Raw genomic sequence first — 18,668 nt, forward strand, 5'->3', positions numbered from 1 at the left:
CACTCCTTCTAATTAAAAACAAGTGTTTTGATAATGACCGGCAATACATTACCTCCGGCCACAGGCGTACCAATATCTATATAATCACCGTTTTCGGCGACAATAGAATCAATGCAAACAAACGGACTTTTTTCCGGTAACATAGAATATATGCTATTGCCCAAAGCTTTCGCCATATCTTCAGTCACAATAATCAATAAGGGAAATCCGGCTTCTCGTAATTTTGCTACCCCTTCTGTAATTCCCATTGCATAGCGCTGAATATCTGCAAATGACGGAGATTTTATTCCTTGAAAAGAAAGGGCCACATTTGTTAATTGATTATCATCCGTTAGATACCAATCTAATTTACTACGAATTTGAGCGGCCAATTCCGAAGCTTTTAATTGTTCATCCTCTTTAGCAAGTTTTAAAACCGGCACATTTTTTATAGGTAAAATTTCATCCGTATAACTGATAGTTGAGCCACTAACTTCTGCCGTATGAGAACCGGCACCAACCACTGTTGCCCGTATTGTTTCTACTGTGTCAAGCACATGACATTTGGTAAAAAATAATGAATTTTTTATACGATTGCCCAATAATAATCCAATATCACCATATTGAAACCAATCTGTAACGTTATCAGCCTTTATACAATCAGCAACACCGCCGGAAAAAGTAACTGCATTAACATCTGTCTTTATTTTTAAGTCATGATGTGTAATTAACAGATTATAGAATGGCGTTTCTTCGCCTAATCCTATAGATTGTTCCAATGCGTTCACCAATTCATCTATAATAGGCATCAAGTCCTCCGGCACCACATGATTACCAACTGCTAAAGATAAATGCTTTTTCTCTATAATTTCTAATATTTTAGGTGCTATATATGTAATAGTATGACTATCGGAATCTATCTTAATAAGCCTGCCACCAATATCGAAGCAAGCTGTATCAACAACATCGCCGGCTCTAAACATTGCCAGATTACTAGTACCTCCACCTATATCAAAATTAACTATATTACCTCTATGTTCACGTGATAAGGTTTCAGTTCCGGCCCCTTTACCGGCAATTATACTTTCCAAATCAGGACCGGCCGTAGCCACTACAAAATCTCCGGCATATCCGCTTAAAGCCTGTAATACTTTTGATGAATTAGATTTTCGAGCTGTTTCACCGGTTATAATGACTGCGCCCATTTTTATATCATCCTTAACAATGCCGGCCTTATCATATTGTAAAGCTACGAATTCTTTTATTTTATTTTCGTCAATTTCAACTTGATTAATAAGCGGAGTAAAAATAATATCACTTCGATAGATAACTTTTTTATCGGAAATTTCTATTCGCGGTACCGTAAACGCAGATGCAAAATTCTCTACGGTCAACTCTGATAAAATAAGCTGTGTTGTGGATGTCCCTAAGTCAATCCCTACCGTCAATAGTGTTTCTTTATCCATGTGGCCTCCTTTCTTAACGATACAAAAAAGGCGCTTAAGCATAAGAAATAAAAATCATTCTTTGCTTAAGCGCCTTTGCCTTCGCTATACAACTACATCGTTGCTTTTTTGAAATCGAAAATATACTTTTGTCCCCGATTTACCGGACTCAATATTTAATTTACCTTTTAATTTATCTTTGACGTATCCATTGATGATAAGAAGCCCTAAACTATCAGCTTTGACAGTCTTAGTATCAAATCCACAACCATCATCGGATACCTCAATATAAATTTTAGAGTCTACTATTTTACCGATAATCTGCACTTTTCCTGACTGATTAGGTAAATATGCATGATCAAAAATATTTTGTAATAATTCATTTACAATCAAAGAGATTGTAACAACTTGGTCAGTTGTTACGTATATTGAGTCATCTACATGCATAAATATTTCAATATCTCTGAAATTTCCAAACATATGATGGAAATTATGGATGACTGTAGTTAACGTTTGTTTTAACGAAGTATAACTGTCAACTTGTTTAGAAAGTAACTCATGAGTTGACGCAATCGTCATAATACGCGATATGCTATCATGCAACACTTTCTTCGTTTCGTCTGACTGAGCCCTCCGTTCTTGTATCTTCAATAAAGATACTATTGACTGCAAGTTGTTCTTTACACGATGATGAATTTCACGAATAGCAACTGCTTTTAATACAAGTTCTTCTTCTCGCTTTTTTACCTCTGTTGTATCCTGAATAATCACAACTAAACGCTGCTTATTTTTAATCCAACTGTACTTAATCGTAAAATAATACTGCAAATAATGGGTCTCCACATCAAAAAACCAATTACTTGATGAGCGTTCTGCACGAAATTTAATATAATCAAATGTATAATAGTCTAATGTTAAATTATCATAAAATAAACCAATTATTTCATCTTGATAACCCAATTTTTTATACAATTGCTTTGCTTCTTCATTGGCCGTTATTAAATAACCATCGCCATCGAAAATAAGGACATTTTCAGATAATCGATCTACGAAAAAGTTCTGTGCCTCTTCTTCCGCACTCATAATAGTACTTGGCTTTAAATCATTAGAAGTGGCCATTCCAGGCGTTCCTGCATCAGTTTCTACAATTAAAACACCGATAGTTTTGTCCAATAATTTTATGGGGTAAATATTTTGTGTAATTAGTTTTCCTTCTTGAGATACCGCAATAAGCCCTAATGTATTTAAACCGGTTGCAATAGATCGTAAAACACCTGGTTCATTTTCCAATAAAGCATCTAATCCTACTACCGTCTTTTCATACATAGACGGCTTAATTAAAGGCTGTCTATGATATACCACTAAAGCAGATTTCGTTACTTCATTATAAATGTCAATAAATACATCTGCATCAGGATATAATAACGAATCAGCCAAATGATATATAACTTGTACTAATTCTTTAACTTCATCCGCAGTTAAGTCCGAATAGGTATCACACAGTTTGCGTAAAATTGCTTCATCCGGATTAGCTATATCTAACGCCATATCATTCACTATCCATTATAATTAATTCAGCAATTTCACTCATTTTAGAGCGTCTATCCATACTCAAGCGGCGTAATTTTTTATAGGCTTCATCCTCAGTAATTTTTAAATCACGGCACAGAATTCCTTTAGCCTTTTCAATTACTTTCCGTTCTTCTAAACGAAGCTTTAATCCCTCAATTTCTTGTTCTAAATTTTCAGTTTGTTGCCCCTTAGCGATTGCTACTTCAATAGTCGGAATAAGAGATTTTTCATCAATTGGTTTAATTAAATAGCCTGTTGCACCAAGCTTTTTCGCTTTTTCTGTATTTTCAAAATCTCCATAAGCAGTTAAAAATACTATACTGCTCGCCAATTTATCTTGCGCAACTTTTTTTGCTGCCTTTAAACCATCAAGTACCGGCATTTGAATATCCATCAATACTAAATCCGGTTTTACATTACGGCAAATCTCTACTGCCTCAAAGCCATCGGCTGCTTCGCCGCTTACTTCATAGCCTGCATCTGTTAAGATATCTTTAATATCTAAACGAGTTATTGGCTCATCATCGACAATAACTATTCTTCCTCGCATAAGTAGGTCTCCTCGATTTCTTAAGTTCTGGTAATTTCACAACCTAATGCAAATTTTAAAATATTTCGTAGCCCGTCCACAACAGCTCGCAACGCCGTTTCAACGGAACTAACATCACCATAAATAACCACCGATCCGGAGAATCGGTCTACAAAACCAATTTTAACATCACCACTTTTAGTTGCTATATCAACAGCGATTATAGCTGCTTCTGCCGGTGTTATTGTTAAAATCCCAAGTGCATTGTATACATCACTGGGTAATCCCAACTTGCCATAAATCTCCTTAGCCGGATTGGCAATAATATGGGCTAGCGTTATCTGTTTCCCAGGAACGTATTCTTGAATCATACGCTGTTTTTCTTCCATAGCCACACCTTTCCAGCATTACCTTATCAGACTGACGGTTAAGCAATTTGATTTAAAATATTTTTAATATCATCTGCCGTAGGTATTCTTGGATTAGCAGCTGTACATGCATCAGCTAACGCTGCTTTTGCAATAGCATCACCGCTCTCCATAATTTCACTACGATTAAACCCACAATCAGTTAATGTTAAAGGCATTTTCAGAGTACTCTGTAAATGCTTAATCTGCCGAATTAAAGCAGCCACTCCGATTCTCGGATTTACACTAGTTGTCGCTTTAACAATATTCGCCAATCTAGTATATTTCTTAGCAGCATATAAATCTTTGTTTTGATAATCACCATTATACGCCACAATATGCGGCAATAAAATAGCATTGATTCGTCCATGCGGTACATGGAATCTACCGCCGATAGCGTGTGCCATACCGTGATTTAATCCCAAGTTCGTCAAATTAAATGCCATACCGGCCATACAGGAAGCCACATGCATCTGTTCTCTGGCATAACTATTCGTACCGTTTGAAAATGCTTCCGGCAAATATTCAAACACTAATTGAATTGCATATTCAACTAATGCTTTTGCCATAACATTTTCATTCAATGATACATAGGATTCAATTAAATGAACTAAAACGTCCATGCCTGTATCAGCCGTAATACTAGGCGGTACACTCATTACTAAGCGAGTATCTAAAATTGCAATATTAGGTTGTATTTCATCGGTAACAATCGGATATTTTGTTCCTGTTTCCAGCATTGTGATTACTGAAAAATTTGTTACTTCTGAACCGGTACCACTTGTGGTCGGTACAGCAATAAACATTAAATCTTTATTGGCTTTAACGCGATTGCCGAAATACAACATAGCTTTCCCCGCATCAATAGCAGATCCGCCACCTACTGCAATAATTGCATCAGCATTTGATTCTACTAAGTGACTTACACCGGCAGCGACTACTTCAGTCGGCGGATCCGGAACAATATCACTAAAAATCTCTACTTCAGCAAAGTCTAAGTTCTCCGTTACATGTGAAATCATTCCAGACTGAACCATAAATGGATCCGTCACTATGAAAACCTTTTTTACAGGGAGATCACGAAGACCTTGCAACGCATCTTCCCCTACCCATAGTGTCGTAGGAAATTTAATTTTCTGCATACATGTTCTCCTGCTTAACAAATAAAAAAAGAAGCCCTCACGGAATACACCCTCCGTTTAAGCTTCATTGCAAACCATGCACGCCATTGTACACGAAAATCTTATAACAATAATTTATACTTAACCAAAAAAAATGTCAATAAAAATTACGTATTTCAATTATGCATAATATATATACTATTTCAAATTTTCTCCGATTTATACCTAAATTAGCAGTTATTTTAACTTGTTCTCTCTTTGACTATGATATAACACCCGATGACAAAAGGGTTCTTTACACTTATAACAAAAGGGCATGGAGTACTAGCTCCATGCCCTTTTCCTATTTTTGAACTAATGTCACACTCCACTGTGCTGTGCTCTCTCATCATTGAACGACTAACATTAGTCCATCAATAGACGCACGTCTCTGTGCAAGACAGATTAATACATGCCGGTTTATTTTCTGCATTAATTCCAGTGAAGTACTACAATGCCACAAAAACAACATCCTGTCTTACCTCGAAACAGCATGTGTAATGAAATCCGCGAAAGACCTGACTTAGGCAAAAGCCATCACAGTGGCGGGACCGTGTTAGATTCTCACTAACTTCCATCGTCAGATTTCATATTTCTATTAATCTAAAAGCAATAATAACATATCTTAATCAATTCTGCAAGAACAGGATAATCCCAATAATTATTTTATATTTTTGGTCTTAGCATTATGAAATACTTCAGCACTTCTGGTATAAAATATATCTTCCATACCTTGTTTAGTGTTTAAGTATCTTGCTAAAGCATAAAAATAGTCTGATAATCGATTAACAAACATAACCAACTCTCCCGGTATTTTCGCGGTCATCTGTAATCGAACTATTCGTCGTTCGGCCCGTCTTGCAATCGTCCGTGCCATGTGAATCATACTGGCCTCACGAGTTCCACCGGGCAAAATAAAACGATTAATCTCCGGTGATTTAGCCGTATACTCATCAATTCGGGCTTCCAACCATGATATAGCATCAACAGGTAAAGTTATTTCTCGATTTAACGACTCCGGAGTTGCTAAATCAGTACCTACATCAAATAAGAAATGCTGTAAATGTTGTAATTCATTTTTTTCCTCGAATAAAGACGAATCAAATTGCGATATAGCATAACCAATCCACGAATTTAATTCATCAATAGTACCATAGCTATCTACTCGATCTGAATCTTTTGATACTGCAATACCGCCCACTAAACGGGTCATCCCCTTATCGCCGGTTTTAGTGTAAATTTTCATAGTAAAGCTCCTTTCTCATTACATGGTATATATATCATTGAAATACCGGTAATTATAGAGAATATTATGAGAATCACTAATTTTTCCTCATTAAAAATCCTCTTTCAAAGCCACTATGCTTTATTTACACTTCATTGTGTTAACTTGATAATACAAATAAGCCTCATTTTTGTCAATTTACTAATTATCATAGATTGCTGACTATTTACATTTATTTAAAAATCCTGTATCTTAAAACTACATACAGTAAACTCTTGCTTAACATTCCTTTTTATTATACACCGTTAATAAGGAGTGTTTTTATGAAAAAAATTATGTTTGTTGGCCCCATTGGTGTTGGTAAAACAACTCTAACACAGCGAATTGAAGGTGTTGAAATCATTTACGCAAAAACACAAACGGTTCAATTTCATGACGATATTATTGATACGCCGGGTGAGTTTGTCCAACATAGACTTATGTACAACGCCCTTCTAGTTACTGCTGCAGAGGCTGACATTTTAGGTTTTCTCATTTCCGCAAAGGAAAAAGAGCAAATGTTTCCTCCGGGATTTGCCAGTCTATTTAATAAGCCTGCTATCGGTATTATCACAAAAATGGATTTAATAGATGAAAACGATGATATTGAATTTATTAAAAATCAACTTGTAATGACCGGAGCTTCACCAATTTTTAAAGTAGGCATCAATAGTGACAAAGGTATTCAAGATCTTTTAAACTATCTCAATACCTTAGATAAATAATAATGAACGGAAAAGGAAGTGCTTAAATCTTGGCACTTCCTTTTTTACACTCTATTTATGCTAAAAATATTCTTTTCAAATAAAACCGGCCCAAAAGTTTCAATAATTGCCCTATTATATCTAAATATCTAAAATTTTCACTATACAAATATTCCAATTTACGTTATAATTACATTGGAAAAATCAGATTTAATATGACAGTTTTATCAGCATCAATTTCTAATGAGACTGTCTCAAATATAGGGAGGTATTTATGAAGTTTTTATCATCAACAGTAACAACGGGAATTTCTTTTGGATCCGCCTTGGCCATGGTGATTAGCTATGCCAACTGGCATTCCATCCCTTGGGCAATTCTTCACGGCCTATTCGGATGGTTTTACGTTATATATTACGCTTTATTCAAATAGATCCCCCTTAATCCCACTCCTAAAGAAGGAAGGCATTGCCAATACCGAGCGGCAATGCCTTCCTTCTTTTTACTTTATTATTTCCTGACCATATCAGATGGGGTGAACACCCTCAATTACTTACTGTTCTTGACTTGTAAAACCACCGCTTTACTTGCTATACTATTCATATAAGAAGTCGTTAGAGTAAGATGCTGGGACGATGATTGTCCGATGGCGTTCATTACTTGACGACTCTTTTTTACGTAGAAGAACCGTGATTCCAGTTTAATGGGCAAAGTAATTAATAAACCACACAATACAAGGTACCGCAAACAAGTCTACCAAGAAGGCGCCACATAGTGGCACAATGAGAAAAGCTTTAGTAGATGGACCGTATTTTTCAATAACGGCTTTCATATTCGCCATCGCGTTTGGCGTAGCACCCAAACCATGACCGGCCATGCCGGCACACATAATAACCGCATCATAGGATTTCCCCAAAACCGGGAATGCCACGAATATATTATACACAATCATGAAAATAACTTGCGACATGAGGATGACAATCATCGGCAATGCCAAGTCGGCCAGTTCCCACAATTTAAGGGTCATGAGGGCCATGGACAAGAAGATGCCAAGACACACGTCGCCAATAAGCCCAATGGTCGGATTATGCAATTCAACAAGATTAAATTTGTCGTTGATATTGCGTAATAAAACGGCAAAGAACATCCCGCCCACATAGTTAGGTATAGCAAAGCCGAAAGTACTTTTTACGAAAACGGCTAATTCCATGCCCACGACCATACAGATAGCGATGATAAAACCATGCAGCAGGAATACATGAGCTGCCACTTCTTCACTCACTTCCTTGCCCTCTTCGATTTTTTCAACCGTTAACGCTTCATTCACACTGGTTGTATCCGGACCTGCCACTTGCTCTATCTCTTGAGCTAAACCGGCTGTTTTACCTTCTTCCGCTAATTCTTCGTTTTCAGTGGAGCGCAGATTATATTTATTAAGAAAAAATCTAGCGAGAGGTCCACCAATTACACCGCCGGCCACAACGCCAAAAGTAGCAGCCGCCATGGCCACCGCCGTAGCTCCGTAAACGCCCATAGCTTCCACTTCCGGACCAAAGGCTCCGGCATTACCGTGACCACCTTCCATGGATACGGCGCCCATTAAAACGCCCAGTAGCGGATCAAGACCGAGCACTTTGGACCAAGAAACACCAATTACGTTCTGCATAAGGGACAAAAAAGCACATAGAGCCCAATAATAAAATAATAACTTGCCACCTTTTTTCACCAGTTTAAGACTCGCTATAAGCCCAACGGTAGCGAAGAATGCCAGCATAAACGGCGTTTGCAATATAGTATCCATTTTAACGTTTAAAATATTCGTCTCATGTAGCACTAACATAATCAGGGAAAACAACAATCCACCGGCTAGCGGTGCGGGAATACAGAATCGACTCAAAAAGCCAACTCGATTGACAATAATGCGTCCCAATAAGAGTAGGAAGATTGCCAGCGCCAATGTAGCAATCATATCAAGCTCAATTACCGGAATCCCTTGATCCATAAAAAAGTTCATACTTTCGCCTCCTAGCCAAAACAATATCATTATGGCTAACACCCTATTTACATGTAAGCAGCGGCCCCACCCGGCCGCCAAAGGCTATAGTTATTATGTTAAAGGCTACTATGCTACGGCTCCCCGGATACTACAATTAGTACTATAGCTGACAATCCGACTTCTTTCCACGCTACAAGGGTACTCATAATAAAGCACACCAAATGCTTATCATAATGCGCACCAAAATACTCACAATTTTAAGTATTCGTTATAAATTTAAATTCTCCTGCTACGAATTACGTATAACTCAAAAATATAGAATATATAATTTTTAATCATAGTTCCTACAAAAAAAACCACCGCAGTCTATGAACTGTGGTGGTTTTTACTTTAAACAGGACAATCTCTTCCCACACCTTAATGCGCAAAGTAATTAATAAACCATACGATACATGGTAAGGCAAACAAGTCAATTAAGAAGGCGCCGCAAAGTGGTACGATTAAGAATGCCTTAGTGGATGGGCCGTATTTTTCAGTAACAGCCTTCATATTAGCCATAGCGTTTGGCGTAGCGCCCAAACCATGACCGGCCATACCGGCACACATAATCACCGCATCATAGGTTTTGCCCAATAATGGGAATACAGCGAATAAGCAATAAACAATCATGAACACAACTTGGGCACCTAATACGATGAGCATTGGAATCGCTAAATCAATGAGTTCCCACAATTTAAGGGTCATCAAGGCCATGGATAAGAATACACCTAAGCAATAATCGCCGATTAAATTAATTGTTTCCGTATGAACTTTAACCACATGGAGTTGGTCGTTAAGGTTACGTAAAATTACGGCGAAGAACATGGCCCCCACATAACTTGGAAGTGCTATCCCTAAAGCGCCTTTGAGCCAGCCGGCCACAGCCAAACCTACGGTCATACAAACAGCAATAATAGCTGAATGAGTAAACAACGAATGAGCCGACACTTCCGATTCAGCGTATTCACTCTCCTGTTTAGCCGTTTTGGCTACATTGGCATCATCGGAACTAGCAGTTGAAGTTGTTTTACTACCGGTGGATCCTACGGTACCACCCTCAGCCAATTCTATCTCTTCTGTGGAGCGCAAGTCATATTTATTTAAAAGATACTTGGCAATCGGCCCACCGATTAAACCACCGGAAACAAGACCAAAGGTGGCAGCCGCCATAGCTACCGCTGTAGCCCCAAATACACCCATCGCTTCTACTTCAGGTCCGAAGGCACCGGCGGCTCCATGGCCGCCTTCCATGGAAACAGCCCCCATCAATACGCCCAGTAACGGATCAATGTCTAAGAGCTGTGCCAATGACACACCAATCACGTTTTGCATCAAGGATAAAAAGCCGCAAAGGAGCCAGTAGAATAATAGCAGTTTGCCGCCCTTTTTCACAAGCTTAAGACTGGCAATCATCCCGATGGTGGAGAAAAAAGCCAACATAAACGGTGTTTGCAATAAGGTATCCATCTTAATAACTAAGATATTCGTTTGGTGAAAAATTAACATTAATATAGAATAAAGCAACCCGCCGGCTACCGGAGCCGGAATACAAAAGCGTCCTAAAATACTGATGCGATTAACCATTACGCGACCTAAGAGTAACAGCAAAATCGCTAATGCCAATGTGGCAATCATATCCAGCTTAATAACCGGACTCCCTTGTTCCCATAAAAATGTCATAGTTTCGCCTCCTGAATAACAATGCCTTGCAACTCACAGAATAAAAATAAATGCATTTTAAGTATACACTATATTACTTCTACTCATCCATATGATTCTCCTGCTTTTTGTATACAAAAAGGCAAAATATAGACTATAAAAAAAGAACCCGCTTACAATAAGCAGGCTCCTATGAAAATTAAGTCCATAAAATTAAGTCTATAAAAAGCAGAAACAGCATCCTCTTTCTGCTCCAGAACGAGAATGCTGTCAATTGTTACACCAAATAATACACTTAACGCCACCAAGTTGTCTACACGCGGCAAGCTTTGCCCCCATTGCCATCGGTAAATGGCTTGCGGGTCGCTAAAACCGAATACTTCTTGCAAGTCTTTAACGGAGTATCCGCTTTTAATCCGTAAAGCCTGAATCTGGGCGCCTGTTGCTACCATATCAATTGCGGGGAACATCTTCATAATAGTCGCCTCCTACCAATTAATGACCAAGTACCATTTGTTGATTCGCTTGTTAAGTTACCTTCTTATTATAGCGTAAAACCGTATTTTTGTCATTAAACTGCAAGTTCAAACGATGATAGCTGTCCTACCGCAATAAACGCGTTGTTTTTTCAAAAACCTGAGGCGTTATCTTTATTTAGTATCTTTTATTTAGTGCCTTTTATTTGCTGTCTATTATTTAATGCCTATCATTTACTTTCTTTTATTTTATCATAGTTAAACAAGATATTAAGCACCACAGCGGTCAAAGCACCTACTACGATACCACTCTCCAGTAGAATACGCACGGACGACGGGAACTGAGCGAATAAATTTGGCGTTACCGTCACGCCCAGGCCCAATGTAATGGAGCAAGCCGCAATAAGCATCGTGTTCGAATCGGTAAGATCCGCTTTGCCCAACATACGAATGCCGGCCGCACACACCATACCGAACATGGCAACCATGGCACCGCCCAATACAGACGTTGGAATAATCGTTGCCAAAGCGGCGAATTTAGGCACCAAGCCCAATACGACAAGCATAATACCGCATACTACGATTACCGTGGTTTTGCGTACTTTGGATAATTCCACGAGCCCCACATTTTGTGAAAACGTGGTGTATGGGAAGGAGTTAAAAATACCGCCTATAATGGAAGCCAAGCCTTCCGCGCGATAGCCGTGAGCGAGATCTTGCGGTGTTAATTTACGATTGCAAATTTCACCTAAGGCCAAGAACACACCGGTCGATTCCACCATACTTACCATGGCCACAATGGTCATAGTCAAAATGGCGCTGGCGTGGAATGTGGGTAGGCCAAAGTAAAACGGTTGTGGAATATGAGCCCACGTAGCTTCCGCCACCGGCGCAAAGTCAACCATACCTAAGAAGAAGGCCGCTATTGTGCCCGCAATGAGTCCCAGCAATACGGAAATGGCTTGAATATATCCTTTGAAAAGGCGATTTAAAATAAGTATGAAGGCCAACACGGCAAAACCGAGGCTCAAATTCATAACACTGCCAAAATCCGGGCTGCCAAGGCCGCCCGCTAAATTATTCATAGCTACGGGAACCAAGGTAACGCCAATAACAGTTACTATAGAGCCGGTGACTACCGGCGGGAAGAACCGCACTAATTTACCAAACCAATGCGAAATAATAAACACAATAAGACCGGATGTAATGATGGCCCCGTAAATAGCCCCAAGGCCCAGCTCTTTACCAATGGCAATCATAGGAAATACGGCCGTAAAGGTACAGCCCAGCACTACCGGTAAGCCGATGCCGAAAAAGCGATTACGCCACACTTGAAGCAGCGTCGCAATCCCTGACGTCAATAAATCGGCCCCAATTAAATAGGCAATCTGCATAATCGTCAGATTTAAACTGCTGCCCACGATAATCGGTACGATAACAGCACCGGCATACATGGCCAATACATGTTGCAAACCTAAGAAAAAAGTTTGACTTTTACGTAATTCCATTATTCTGCCTCCTTCGGCTGACGCGCTTTTAATTCTACCGCCATTTTGCCCTTACCTTTACCATCCGGACTGCCATGCGTATAGCCGACTACGTCAAAATATTCGGCACAAGCATCGGCAATGGTCTCGTAATCTTCGTTTTTACTCTTCGTACACGTTGAAATATGCACCACATCCACACCTTTTTTGCGAAGGGTTTCCAGCTTTTTCGTTAAATCACCGCCGGAATGGCTAAATCCGACTAATTCAATCTCTTCCCCTTCATAGCGGGCAAAGGAATCTTTCTTACCCATGAATGCCCCTAAACAACCGCCGCAAGAGCAACGCTGCATCGTATCTTCATTGACTAAAATAGCTATTTTTTTCATATATCCACCTGCGTTTCTTACAATCAACTTAAACTTTAACAATTATTTAAAACATCTGAGTAATTCTAAAACCTAATTATCTTAGTTTTTCTAATCGACTTAAAACTTTTACTTCACAAATCGTGAAATTATTGTTTAAATCACACTTTTTCGAAGATATGTCAAATACCCTTTACTCATAAATAAGACATATTTTTTCATGTATATACGAACAAATTAACACATAATACCTGTATATTATATAACAATCCGCCTAAAATCGGTGTTGCTCCGGCTTCATTTTCAGCGGCTTTACTATTTAAATTATTCATAGTTAAAATCACTTTTATACATTGTTTTAATCTTGAAAAAAGCGTACAATACAAATATAAACACCGTTCAAATTATGTAAACATTAGGAGGTAAATCCATGGCTTATGCAACATTTCGAATTCCACACACCATCATTCATGGCGACGATGCCCTCACTCATCTCTCAAAATTAGAAGGCAAACGCGCTACAATCGTAACCGGTGGCAACTCCATGCGCAAATTCGGCTTTCTTGACGAAGCTAAAGCCCAACTTGAAAAGGGTGGTATGGAAGTTCAAATCATTGACGGCGTAGAACCGGATCCATCCATCAAGACTTGTATCGAAGGCGGCGCTAAAATGGCCGAATTCCAACCGGATTGGATTATTGCCTTAGGTGGTGGCTCCCCTATGGACGCAGCCAAAATCATGTGGGTATACTACGAATACCCTGGCTATGATTTCATGGAACTTGTGAAATTCAACTTCCCTAAACTACGCACTAAAGCTCGCCTCATCGGTATCCCATCCACCAGTGGTACTGCTTCGGAAATCACGGCTTTCAGCGTAATTACCGATACGGACAACAACATTAAATATCCATTAGTATCCCCTGATTTAGTACCGGATATTGCTTTATTAGACAGCCGCATTCCATCCAAAATGCCGCCGCTCATTACAGCGCAAACCGGTATGGACGTAATGACGCATGCTGTTGAAGCTTATGTATCTACAGCAGCCGATGATTTCACCGATCCATTGGCACTCCATGCTATTCAATTGATTTTTGAATATTTGGAAACAGCTTACCAGGAACCTGACAATATTAAAGCACGCGACAAAGTACATAACGCCTCCACTATGGCCGGCATGTCCTTCACCAACTGCTCCTTAGGTATCGTTCACAGTATGGCTCACAAAATCGGTGGTGAATTCCACTTAACTCATGGCGAAGCTAATGCTATCTTGTTACCATACATCATTCAATACAACAAAAAAGCTACCCAGAAATATGCTCAATTGGAAGGTATTCTCGGTATTGAAAACCTTGAACGCGCCATCTGGAACCTCAATAAACGCTTAGGCTTAAGCAAAACGATTAAAGATGGTTTAAATACTGTTATTCCGGAAGACAAATTCTTAGCCGTTCTCGATCGTATGAGCGAACGCGCTCTTGAAGACGCTTGCACGTTGACTAACCCACGTAAACCAACCGTAGAAGATATTAAGAAAATCTACGAAGCAGCTTACTACGGTAAGGATGTAAACTTCTAAGATACGTATTACTTATCGGGTATATTACCTAACGGGTATGTCTGCCCCTATTATTTAGTTAGGTCTATATATCCGGCAGCACTTAACTAGGCATTATTTAGGGAGATGAGCATACGTCACTATGCTCAGTTATCTAATTACTTCCGAATTCCAAATAAAATAATGCAACAAACGCGGTTTGACCGAAAGGTACAAACCGCGTTTTCATTTGATGAGACAAACTTATGTAAAGCACAAAACTAATTTTTCCCCAAAATCAGCCGTTAACTCCTACTTTTTGAACAATGTAATCCATAAACGTTTTCATTGTTTCCCATTTAGAGTTGTTGTTACGATATACAAAGCAAACCTGAAGATTTAACGGTTTGGCTAATGCATAGATACCATCCTTAATGCCAAGTGCATCCAATAAATGACGGGAAATCAAAGACCCCGCTTCATTGCGCTGACAATAATCAATCATGGCATACGGATTAGATAAACGTACCAAATGTGGTAAGGACTGACGTCCTTCTTCCGAGAAGTAGGATTTCAAACGATGGCTCATGAAATATTTTGGTGGATACATAACCATTGGATAATCCAACAATTCTTCAGTGTTCAATACTTTACCGGCCGGTAATTCGCGCTTAGGCGCATAATAAACTACAGAATCTTCACGGATAGCAATACTTTCATAGCTACTCATATCTTTATTATTTGGCAAGTAGCAAGTACCAATGTCAATGCGGTTTTCACGCAAATCCAGTAACATTTCTTCTTCTTCCATGTCATAAATGGAAATAGAGAAATTGGGGTTAGTCTGTTGAAAATACGATACATGCGCATTCATACGCACATCACCGATACTCCGCAAAATACCTACGTTGAGCATAGGCCGTTCTAACTTATTGGCCAAACGAATGCTATGAATAGCACGTTCCAGTGTTTCAATAATATGCTCTGCTTCCGGTAAGAATTTCTCACCTTCCGCTGTAAGGCGGCTACCACGGGTAGAGCGAGCTATTAATTTTACACCAACTAAACGTTCCAGTTTTTTCATCTGCGCACTAAAAGCAGATTGTGTAATATTAGCAGCTTGAGCAGCTAACGTGAAGTTACCCATTTTACTATAGGTTATAAAACTTTGTAACTCTTGCAGAGTAGGTAGTTCATCCATCTTATCATCTCCTTTTCATGCATTACATATTCATACATTCATAATAAGTATAAAATTCCCTCAACGACTGATGAAGGTAGTCTCTCTTCTTTAACCTTAGTATACCATGTATTGATTCAGTTAGAAAAGAGATATGTACAAAAATTTTATAAATTTATCGATACTTTCGAACATTAAATGATGACATTGGCGGTATTATTCAAAACATTTATTAGATAATTTTATTCATTCATTTATAAATCCTCTTAATCAACGAAAAATAACTATACCCAATCAAACAAGTATGGATATTTTGTGCTATATCCCCTATAAGTTACTTGATAATAATCTACGCATCACTTCTCATGATTTTTTCATGTTTATAAGATACAACGAATATTGAAAGTAGTTTTCTTTATAAAAATATTGAATAAAATTTGTGATAATGCAATTTTAAAACTTTCGTTTTTCACGCAATTTTATAAAAAATCTCAGAATTTTGTATTGATTTATAATACTATTCACTTGAAAAACACATTCATCCTCATCATGAATACTTTTTGAATATTTATTAATTCATAACCTAAAGCAAAGTAAAATTCTTAGACTAAGAGCAATAAAAAGCGCACCTAATTGAAAATAGTCGATATATTTACTTCAAGTTAGCAGGAGTTTTCAAAAGGATAACAGATTGTCACTAACCTACCAATAACCTTATAATAACCTTATGATGACCGTATGACAACCTTATGATAACCTTGCAATAAACTGCAGATATTTAGGCAATATAAATTGACAGTTAGCCTCGTATATGCTATCATTATTGGGTATCTTATTAGGATACAGATATTATTTTTTTATTTTTACTATGAGGTGATAAACACATGGCAACGAGAAGAGAAGCACGCTTTAAGTTATGTCGTCGCTTCGGTGTGAACGTTTTCGGTCACTCCAAAGCTTTAAAGCGCGTAAAGAAAGACCAACGTCAGAAAAAAATGTCTGAATACGGTTTACAATTATTAGAAAAACAGAAAGTTAAAGCTTATTACAACTTGCTAGAACGCCAGTTCGTACGCTATTATGATAAAGCGAAAAAAATGCAGGGTGTTACCGGTGAAAACATGTTAGTATTGTTGGAATCCCGTCTTGACAACCTCGTATATCGCATTGGCTTCGGTAACTCCATCCGTCAAGCACGTCAGATGGTTAACCATGGCCACATTCTTGTTAACGGCCGTCGCGTAGACATTCCTTCCTACCAGTGCAAACCTGGTGATGTAATCGAACTTCGCGAAGCATCCCGTGACAACGAAATGTTCAAAACAAACTTCCAGGAACTTCGTTCTTTCGAACTTCCTTACATTACTAAAGACTTGGAAGCCTTCAAAGGTACTTTCAACCGTCTTCCTGAACGTTCCGAACTTCCTATCGAAGTTAACGAAACGCTCATCGTCGAATTGTACTCCAAATAATAAGTACTTTACGCAGAACGCAAAAGAGCAACAGCCGAGGCTGTTGCTCTTTTTTATTTTAAATTATTTTACTTCCACAATTTCATAACTTCTGGAACCGAGGCCCATTTGTTCAGCACGTTTCAGGGCCGCTTCCCAGTCCGTATTCGGCGAAATAGTATGGAAATGATCCCAACTCTTTTCTTCCGCTTCGTCAAGCATACTGCCCGGCATTGGTGGTTGCGCATTCACTTTATCGACACAAGCCTGATCGAGCGCTACGAGGTCATAGGATGCCATAATCCCTACATCCGGTACGATTGGCATATCATTTTCACCATGACAGTCACAATATGGCGATACGTCCATAACAAAGCTGATATGGAAACGCGGACGATTGCGAACGACAGCGGCTGTATATTCCGCCATTTTTTCACTCAATACGGTATTGGCTTCATCCCATTTCGGCGAAATAGCATCAACCGGACATACGCCGACACAGCGACCGCAACCTACGCATTTTTCTTCCGTAATGAAGGATTTGCCGTTCGTTACATGCACCGCATCATGAGCACAATACTGTTCGCATTTATGGCAACCTACGCAGATTTCCTGCTGCACGAAAGGTTTACCGGCACTGTGCTGTTCCATTTTGCCAGCACGGGAACCGCCGCCCATGCCAAGGTTTTTAATAACGCCGCCAAAACCGGCTGATTCATGACCTTTGAAGTGAGTCATGGAAATGATGATGTCTGCGTCCATCAAAGCTTTACCAATTTTAGCTTCTTTGACATACTTCCCATCCGGAACCGGTACCAATTCTTCATCTAAGCCTTTTAAGCCATCGGCGATGATTACATGAGCCCCCGTATTGTACGGATTAAAACCATTCTGGTAGGCCGATTCGATGTGATCGATAGCGTTTTTACGACCGCCTACATATAATGTATTGCAGTCTGTCAGGAACGGTTTACCACCTAATTCCTTAATAATTTTCACGATACGTGCTACATAAGGCGGTTTAATATAAGCTAAGTTTCCCGGTTCGCCAAAGTGCATTTTAATAGCTACATATTTATTGTTAAAATCAATTTTGTCCATGCCCGCACGGCGCACCAACCGTTCCAATTTGTCCAAAAGACTTTCTCCTACGCGTGTGCGCAACGATGTAAAATATACCTCTGACATACCTATGTCACTCCTTACCTGTTTACCTAAACGAATTTGCGGTCGTTACCCTACGACCTAACCTATATCTTTATTATACTCTATTTATTATCAGATAGGTATCAACTAAATATTTTTTATAAAAAACAGCCATGAGTCTTAACGATAATGAGGACTCATGGCTGTTTTAGGCTCTTTGTCAAATTTTGGGGCGCTAAAGAGTCTATGCACTTTGAGGAAGGACA

Annotated in this window: 17 protein-coding genes and 1 riboswitch; of the genes, 4 read left to right on the top strand and 13 right to left on the bottom strand. The window is 38.9% G+C overall.

Translation table 11 applies throughout. From position 1 onward, the window contains the following. Positions 1-8: 8 nt before the first annotated feature. The 6 genes from eutA to MXE28_RS07730 all read right to left on the bottom strand — a co-directional run bounded on the left by eutA (position 9) and on the right by MXE28_RS07730 (position 6,338). Positions 9-1,445 (bottom strand): ethanolamine ammonia-lyase reactivating factor EutA, encoded by a 1,437-nt coding sequence (gene eutA, locus MXE28_RS07705; RefSeq protein ID WP_021842172.1) that lies wholly within the window; start codon positions 1,443-1,445, stop codon positions 9-11. A gap of 84 nt (positions 1,446-1,529) precedes the next feature. Then, on the bottom strand, positions 1,530-2,972 hold the full coding sequence (locus tag MXE28_RS07710) for a histidine kinase N-terminal domain-containing protein (RefSeq protein ID WP_021842171.1): 1,443 nt from the start codon (positions 2,970-2,972) through the stop codon (positions 1,530-1,532). A 1-nt stretch (position 2,973) separates the two neighbouring features. Beyond that, entirely contained in the window at positions 2,974-3,546 is a 573-nt protein-coding gene (locus MXE28_RS07715) for a response regulator (RefSeq protein WP_021842170.1), read from the bottom strand. Positions 3,547-3,566: 20 nt separating this feature from the next. Then, on the bottom strand, positions 3,567-3,914 hold the full coding sequence (locus MXE28_RS07720) for a BMC domain-containing protein (RefSeq protein ID WP_021842169.1): 348 nt from the start codon (positions 3,912-3,914) through the stop codon (positions 3,567-3,569). Positions 3,915-3,952: 38 nt separating this feature from the next. After that, the gene (locus tag MXE28_RS07725) at positions 3,953-5,074 is read right to left on the bottom strand and encodes a 1-propanol dehydrogenase PduQ (protein ID WP_247240018.1); all 1,122 of its coding nucleotides are present in this window, start codon (positions 5,072-5,074) and stop codon (positions 3,953-3,955) included. 481 nt (positions 5,075-5,555) lie between these two features. Beyond that, positions 5,556-5,695: riboswitch (adenosylcobalamin (AdoCbl) riboswitch) on the bottom strand. Positions 5,696-5,753: 58 nt separating this feature from the next. After that, a complete protein-coding gene (locus tag MXE28_RS07730; protein ID WP_021842167.1) occupies positions 5,754-6,338 on the bottom strand; it encodes a cob(I)yrinic acid a,c-diamide adenosyltransferase in 585 nt (194 codons plus the stop codon). A gap of 302 nt (positions 6,339-6,640) precedes the next feature. Between MXE28_RS07730 and eutP the strand changes: the two genes are divergently transcribed. Beyond that, the gene (gene eutP / locus MXE28_RS07735) at positions 6,641-7,081 is read left to right on the top strand and encodes a EutP/PduV family microcompartment system protein (protein ID WP_156704142.1); all 441 of its coding nucleotides are present in this window, start codon (positions 6,641-6,643) and stop codon (positions 7,079-7,081) included. 253 nt (positions 7,082-7,334) lie between these two features. Further along, positions 7,335-7,490 carry a hypothetical protein gene (locus MXE28_RS07740; RefSeq protein WP_226974629.1) on the top strand — a complete coding sequence of 52 codons (156 nt, stop codon included), beginning with the start codon at positions 7,335-7,337 and terminating at the stop codon, positions 7,488-7,490. A gap of 267 nt (positions 7,491-7,757) precedes the next feature. On the opposite strand, the gene MXE28_RS07745 is transcribed toward MXE28_RS07740, so the two are convergent. From MXE28_RS07745 to MXE28_RS07765, 5 genes are all read right to left on the bottom strand, one after another. Continuing rightward, positions 7,758-9,071: a sodium/glutamate symporter gene (locus tag MXE28_RS07745; protein WP_156704140.1), complete on the bottom strand. Its 1,314-nt coding sequence runs from the start codon at positions 9,069-9,071 to the stop codon at positions 7,758-7,760. Positions 9,072-9,470: 399 nt separating this feature from the next. Continuing rightward, a complete protein-coding gene (gltS, locus tag MXE28_RS07750) occupies positions 9,471-10,772 on the bottom strand; it encodes a sodium/glutamate symporter (protein ID WP_247240019.1) in 1,302 nt (433 codons plus the stop codon). A 152-nt stretch (positions 10,773-10,924) separates the two neighbouring features. Further along, positions 10,925-11,227, bottom strand: a complete 303-nt coding sequence (locus MXE28_RS07755) for a helix-turn-helix transcriptional regulator (protein WP_226974627.1) — start codon at positions 11,225-11,227, stop codon at positions 10,925-10,927. Positions 11,228-11,457: 230 nt separating this feature from the next. Continuing rightward, entirely contained in the window at positions 11,458-12,735 is a 1,278-nt protein-coding gene (locus tag MXE28_RS07760) for a nucleobase:cation symporter-2 family protein (protein ID WP_247240020.1), read from the bottom strand. Further along, positions 12,735-13,103 (bottom strand): CGGC domain-containing protein, encoded by a 369-nt coding sequence (locus MXE28_RS07765; RefSeq protein ID WP_021842161.1) that lies wholly within the window; start codon positions 13,101-13,103, stop codon positions 12,735-12,737. Before MXE28_RS07765 ends, MXE28_RS07760 begins: the two co-directional genes overlap by 1 nt. Positions 13,104-13,512: 409 nt before the next feature. On the opposite strand from MXE28_RS07765, the gene MXE28_RS07770 reads away from it, so the two are divergent. Further along, positions 13,513-14,667: an iron-containing alcohol dehydrogenase gene (locus MXE28_RS07770; RefSeq protein ID WP_021842160.1), complete on the top strand. Its 1,155-nt coding sequence runs from the start codon at positions 13,513-13,515 to the stop codon at positions 14,665-14,667. 256 nt (positions 14,668-14,923) lie between these two features. Here MXE28_RS07770 and MXE28_RS07775 read toward each other — a convergent pair whose 3' ends face one another. Further along, the gene (locus MXE28_RS07775; RefSeq protein ID WP_021842159.1) at positions 14,924-15,826 is read right to left on the bottom strand and encodes a LysR family transcriptional regulator; all 903 of its coding nucleotides are present in this window, start codon (positions 15,824-15,826) and stop codon (positions 14,924-14,926) included. A gap of 863 nt (positions 15,827-16,689) precedes the next feature. On the opposite strand from MXE28_RS07775, the gene rpsD reads away from it, so the two are divergent. Then, positions 16,690-17,277: a 30S ribosomal protein S4 gene (rpsD, locus tag MXE28_RS07780; protein ID WP_127059288.1), complete on the top strand. Its 588-nt coding sequence runs from the start codon at positions 16,690-16,692 to the stop codon at positions 17,275-17,277. Positions 17,278-17,340: 63 nt separating this feature from the next. Here rpsD and MXE28_RS07785 read toward each other — a convergent pair whose 3' ends face one another. After that, the gene (locus MXE28_RS07785) at positions 17,341-18,450 is read right to left on the bottom strand and encodes a DUF362 domain-containing protein (RefSeq protein ID WP_348644762.1); all 1,110 of its coding nucleotides are present in this window, start codon (positions 18,448-18,450) and stop codon (positions 17,341-17,343) included. Positions 18,451-18,668 lie beyond the last annotated feature (218 nt).

It is taken from the genome of Veillonella sp. KGMB01456, from assembly GCF_023051165.1.
Classification (GTDB): domain Bacteria; phylum Bacillota; class Negativicutes; order Veillonellales; family Veillonellaceae; genus Veillonella_A.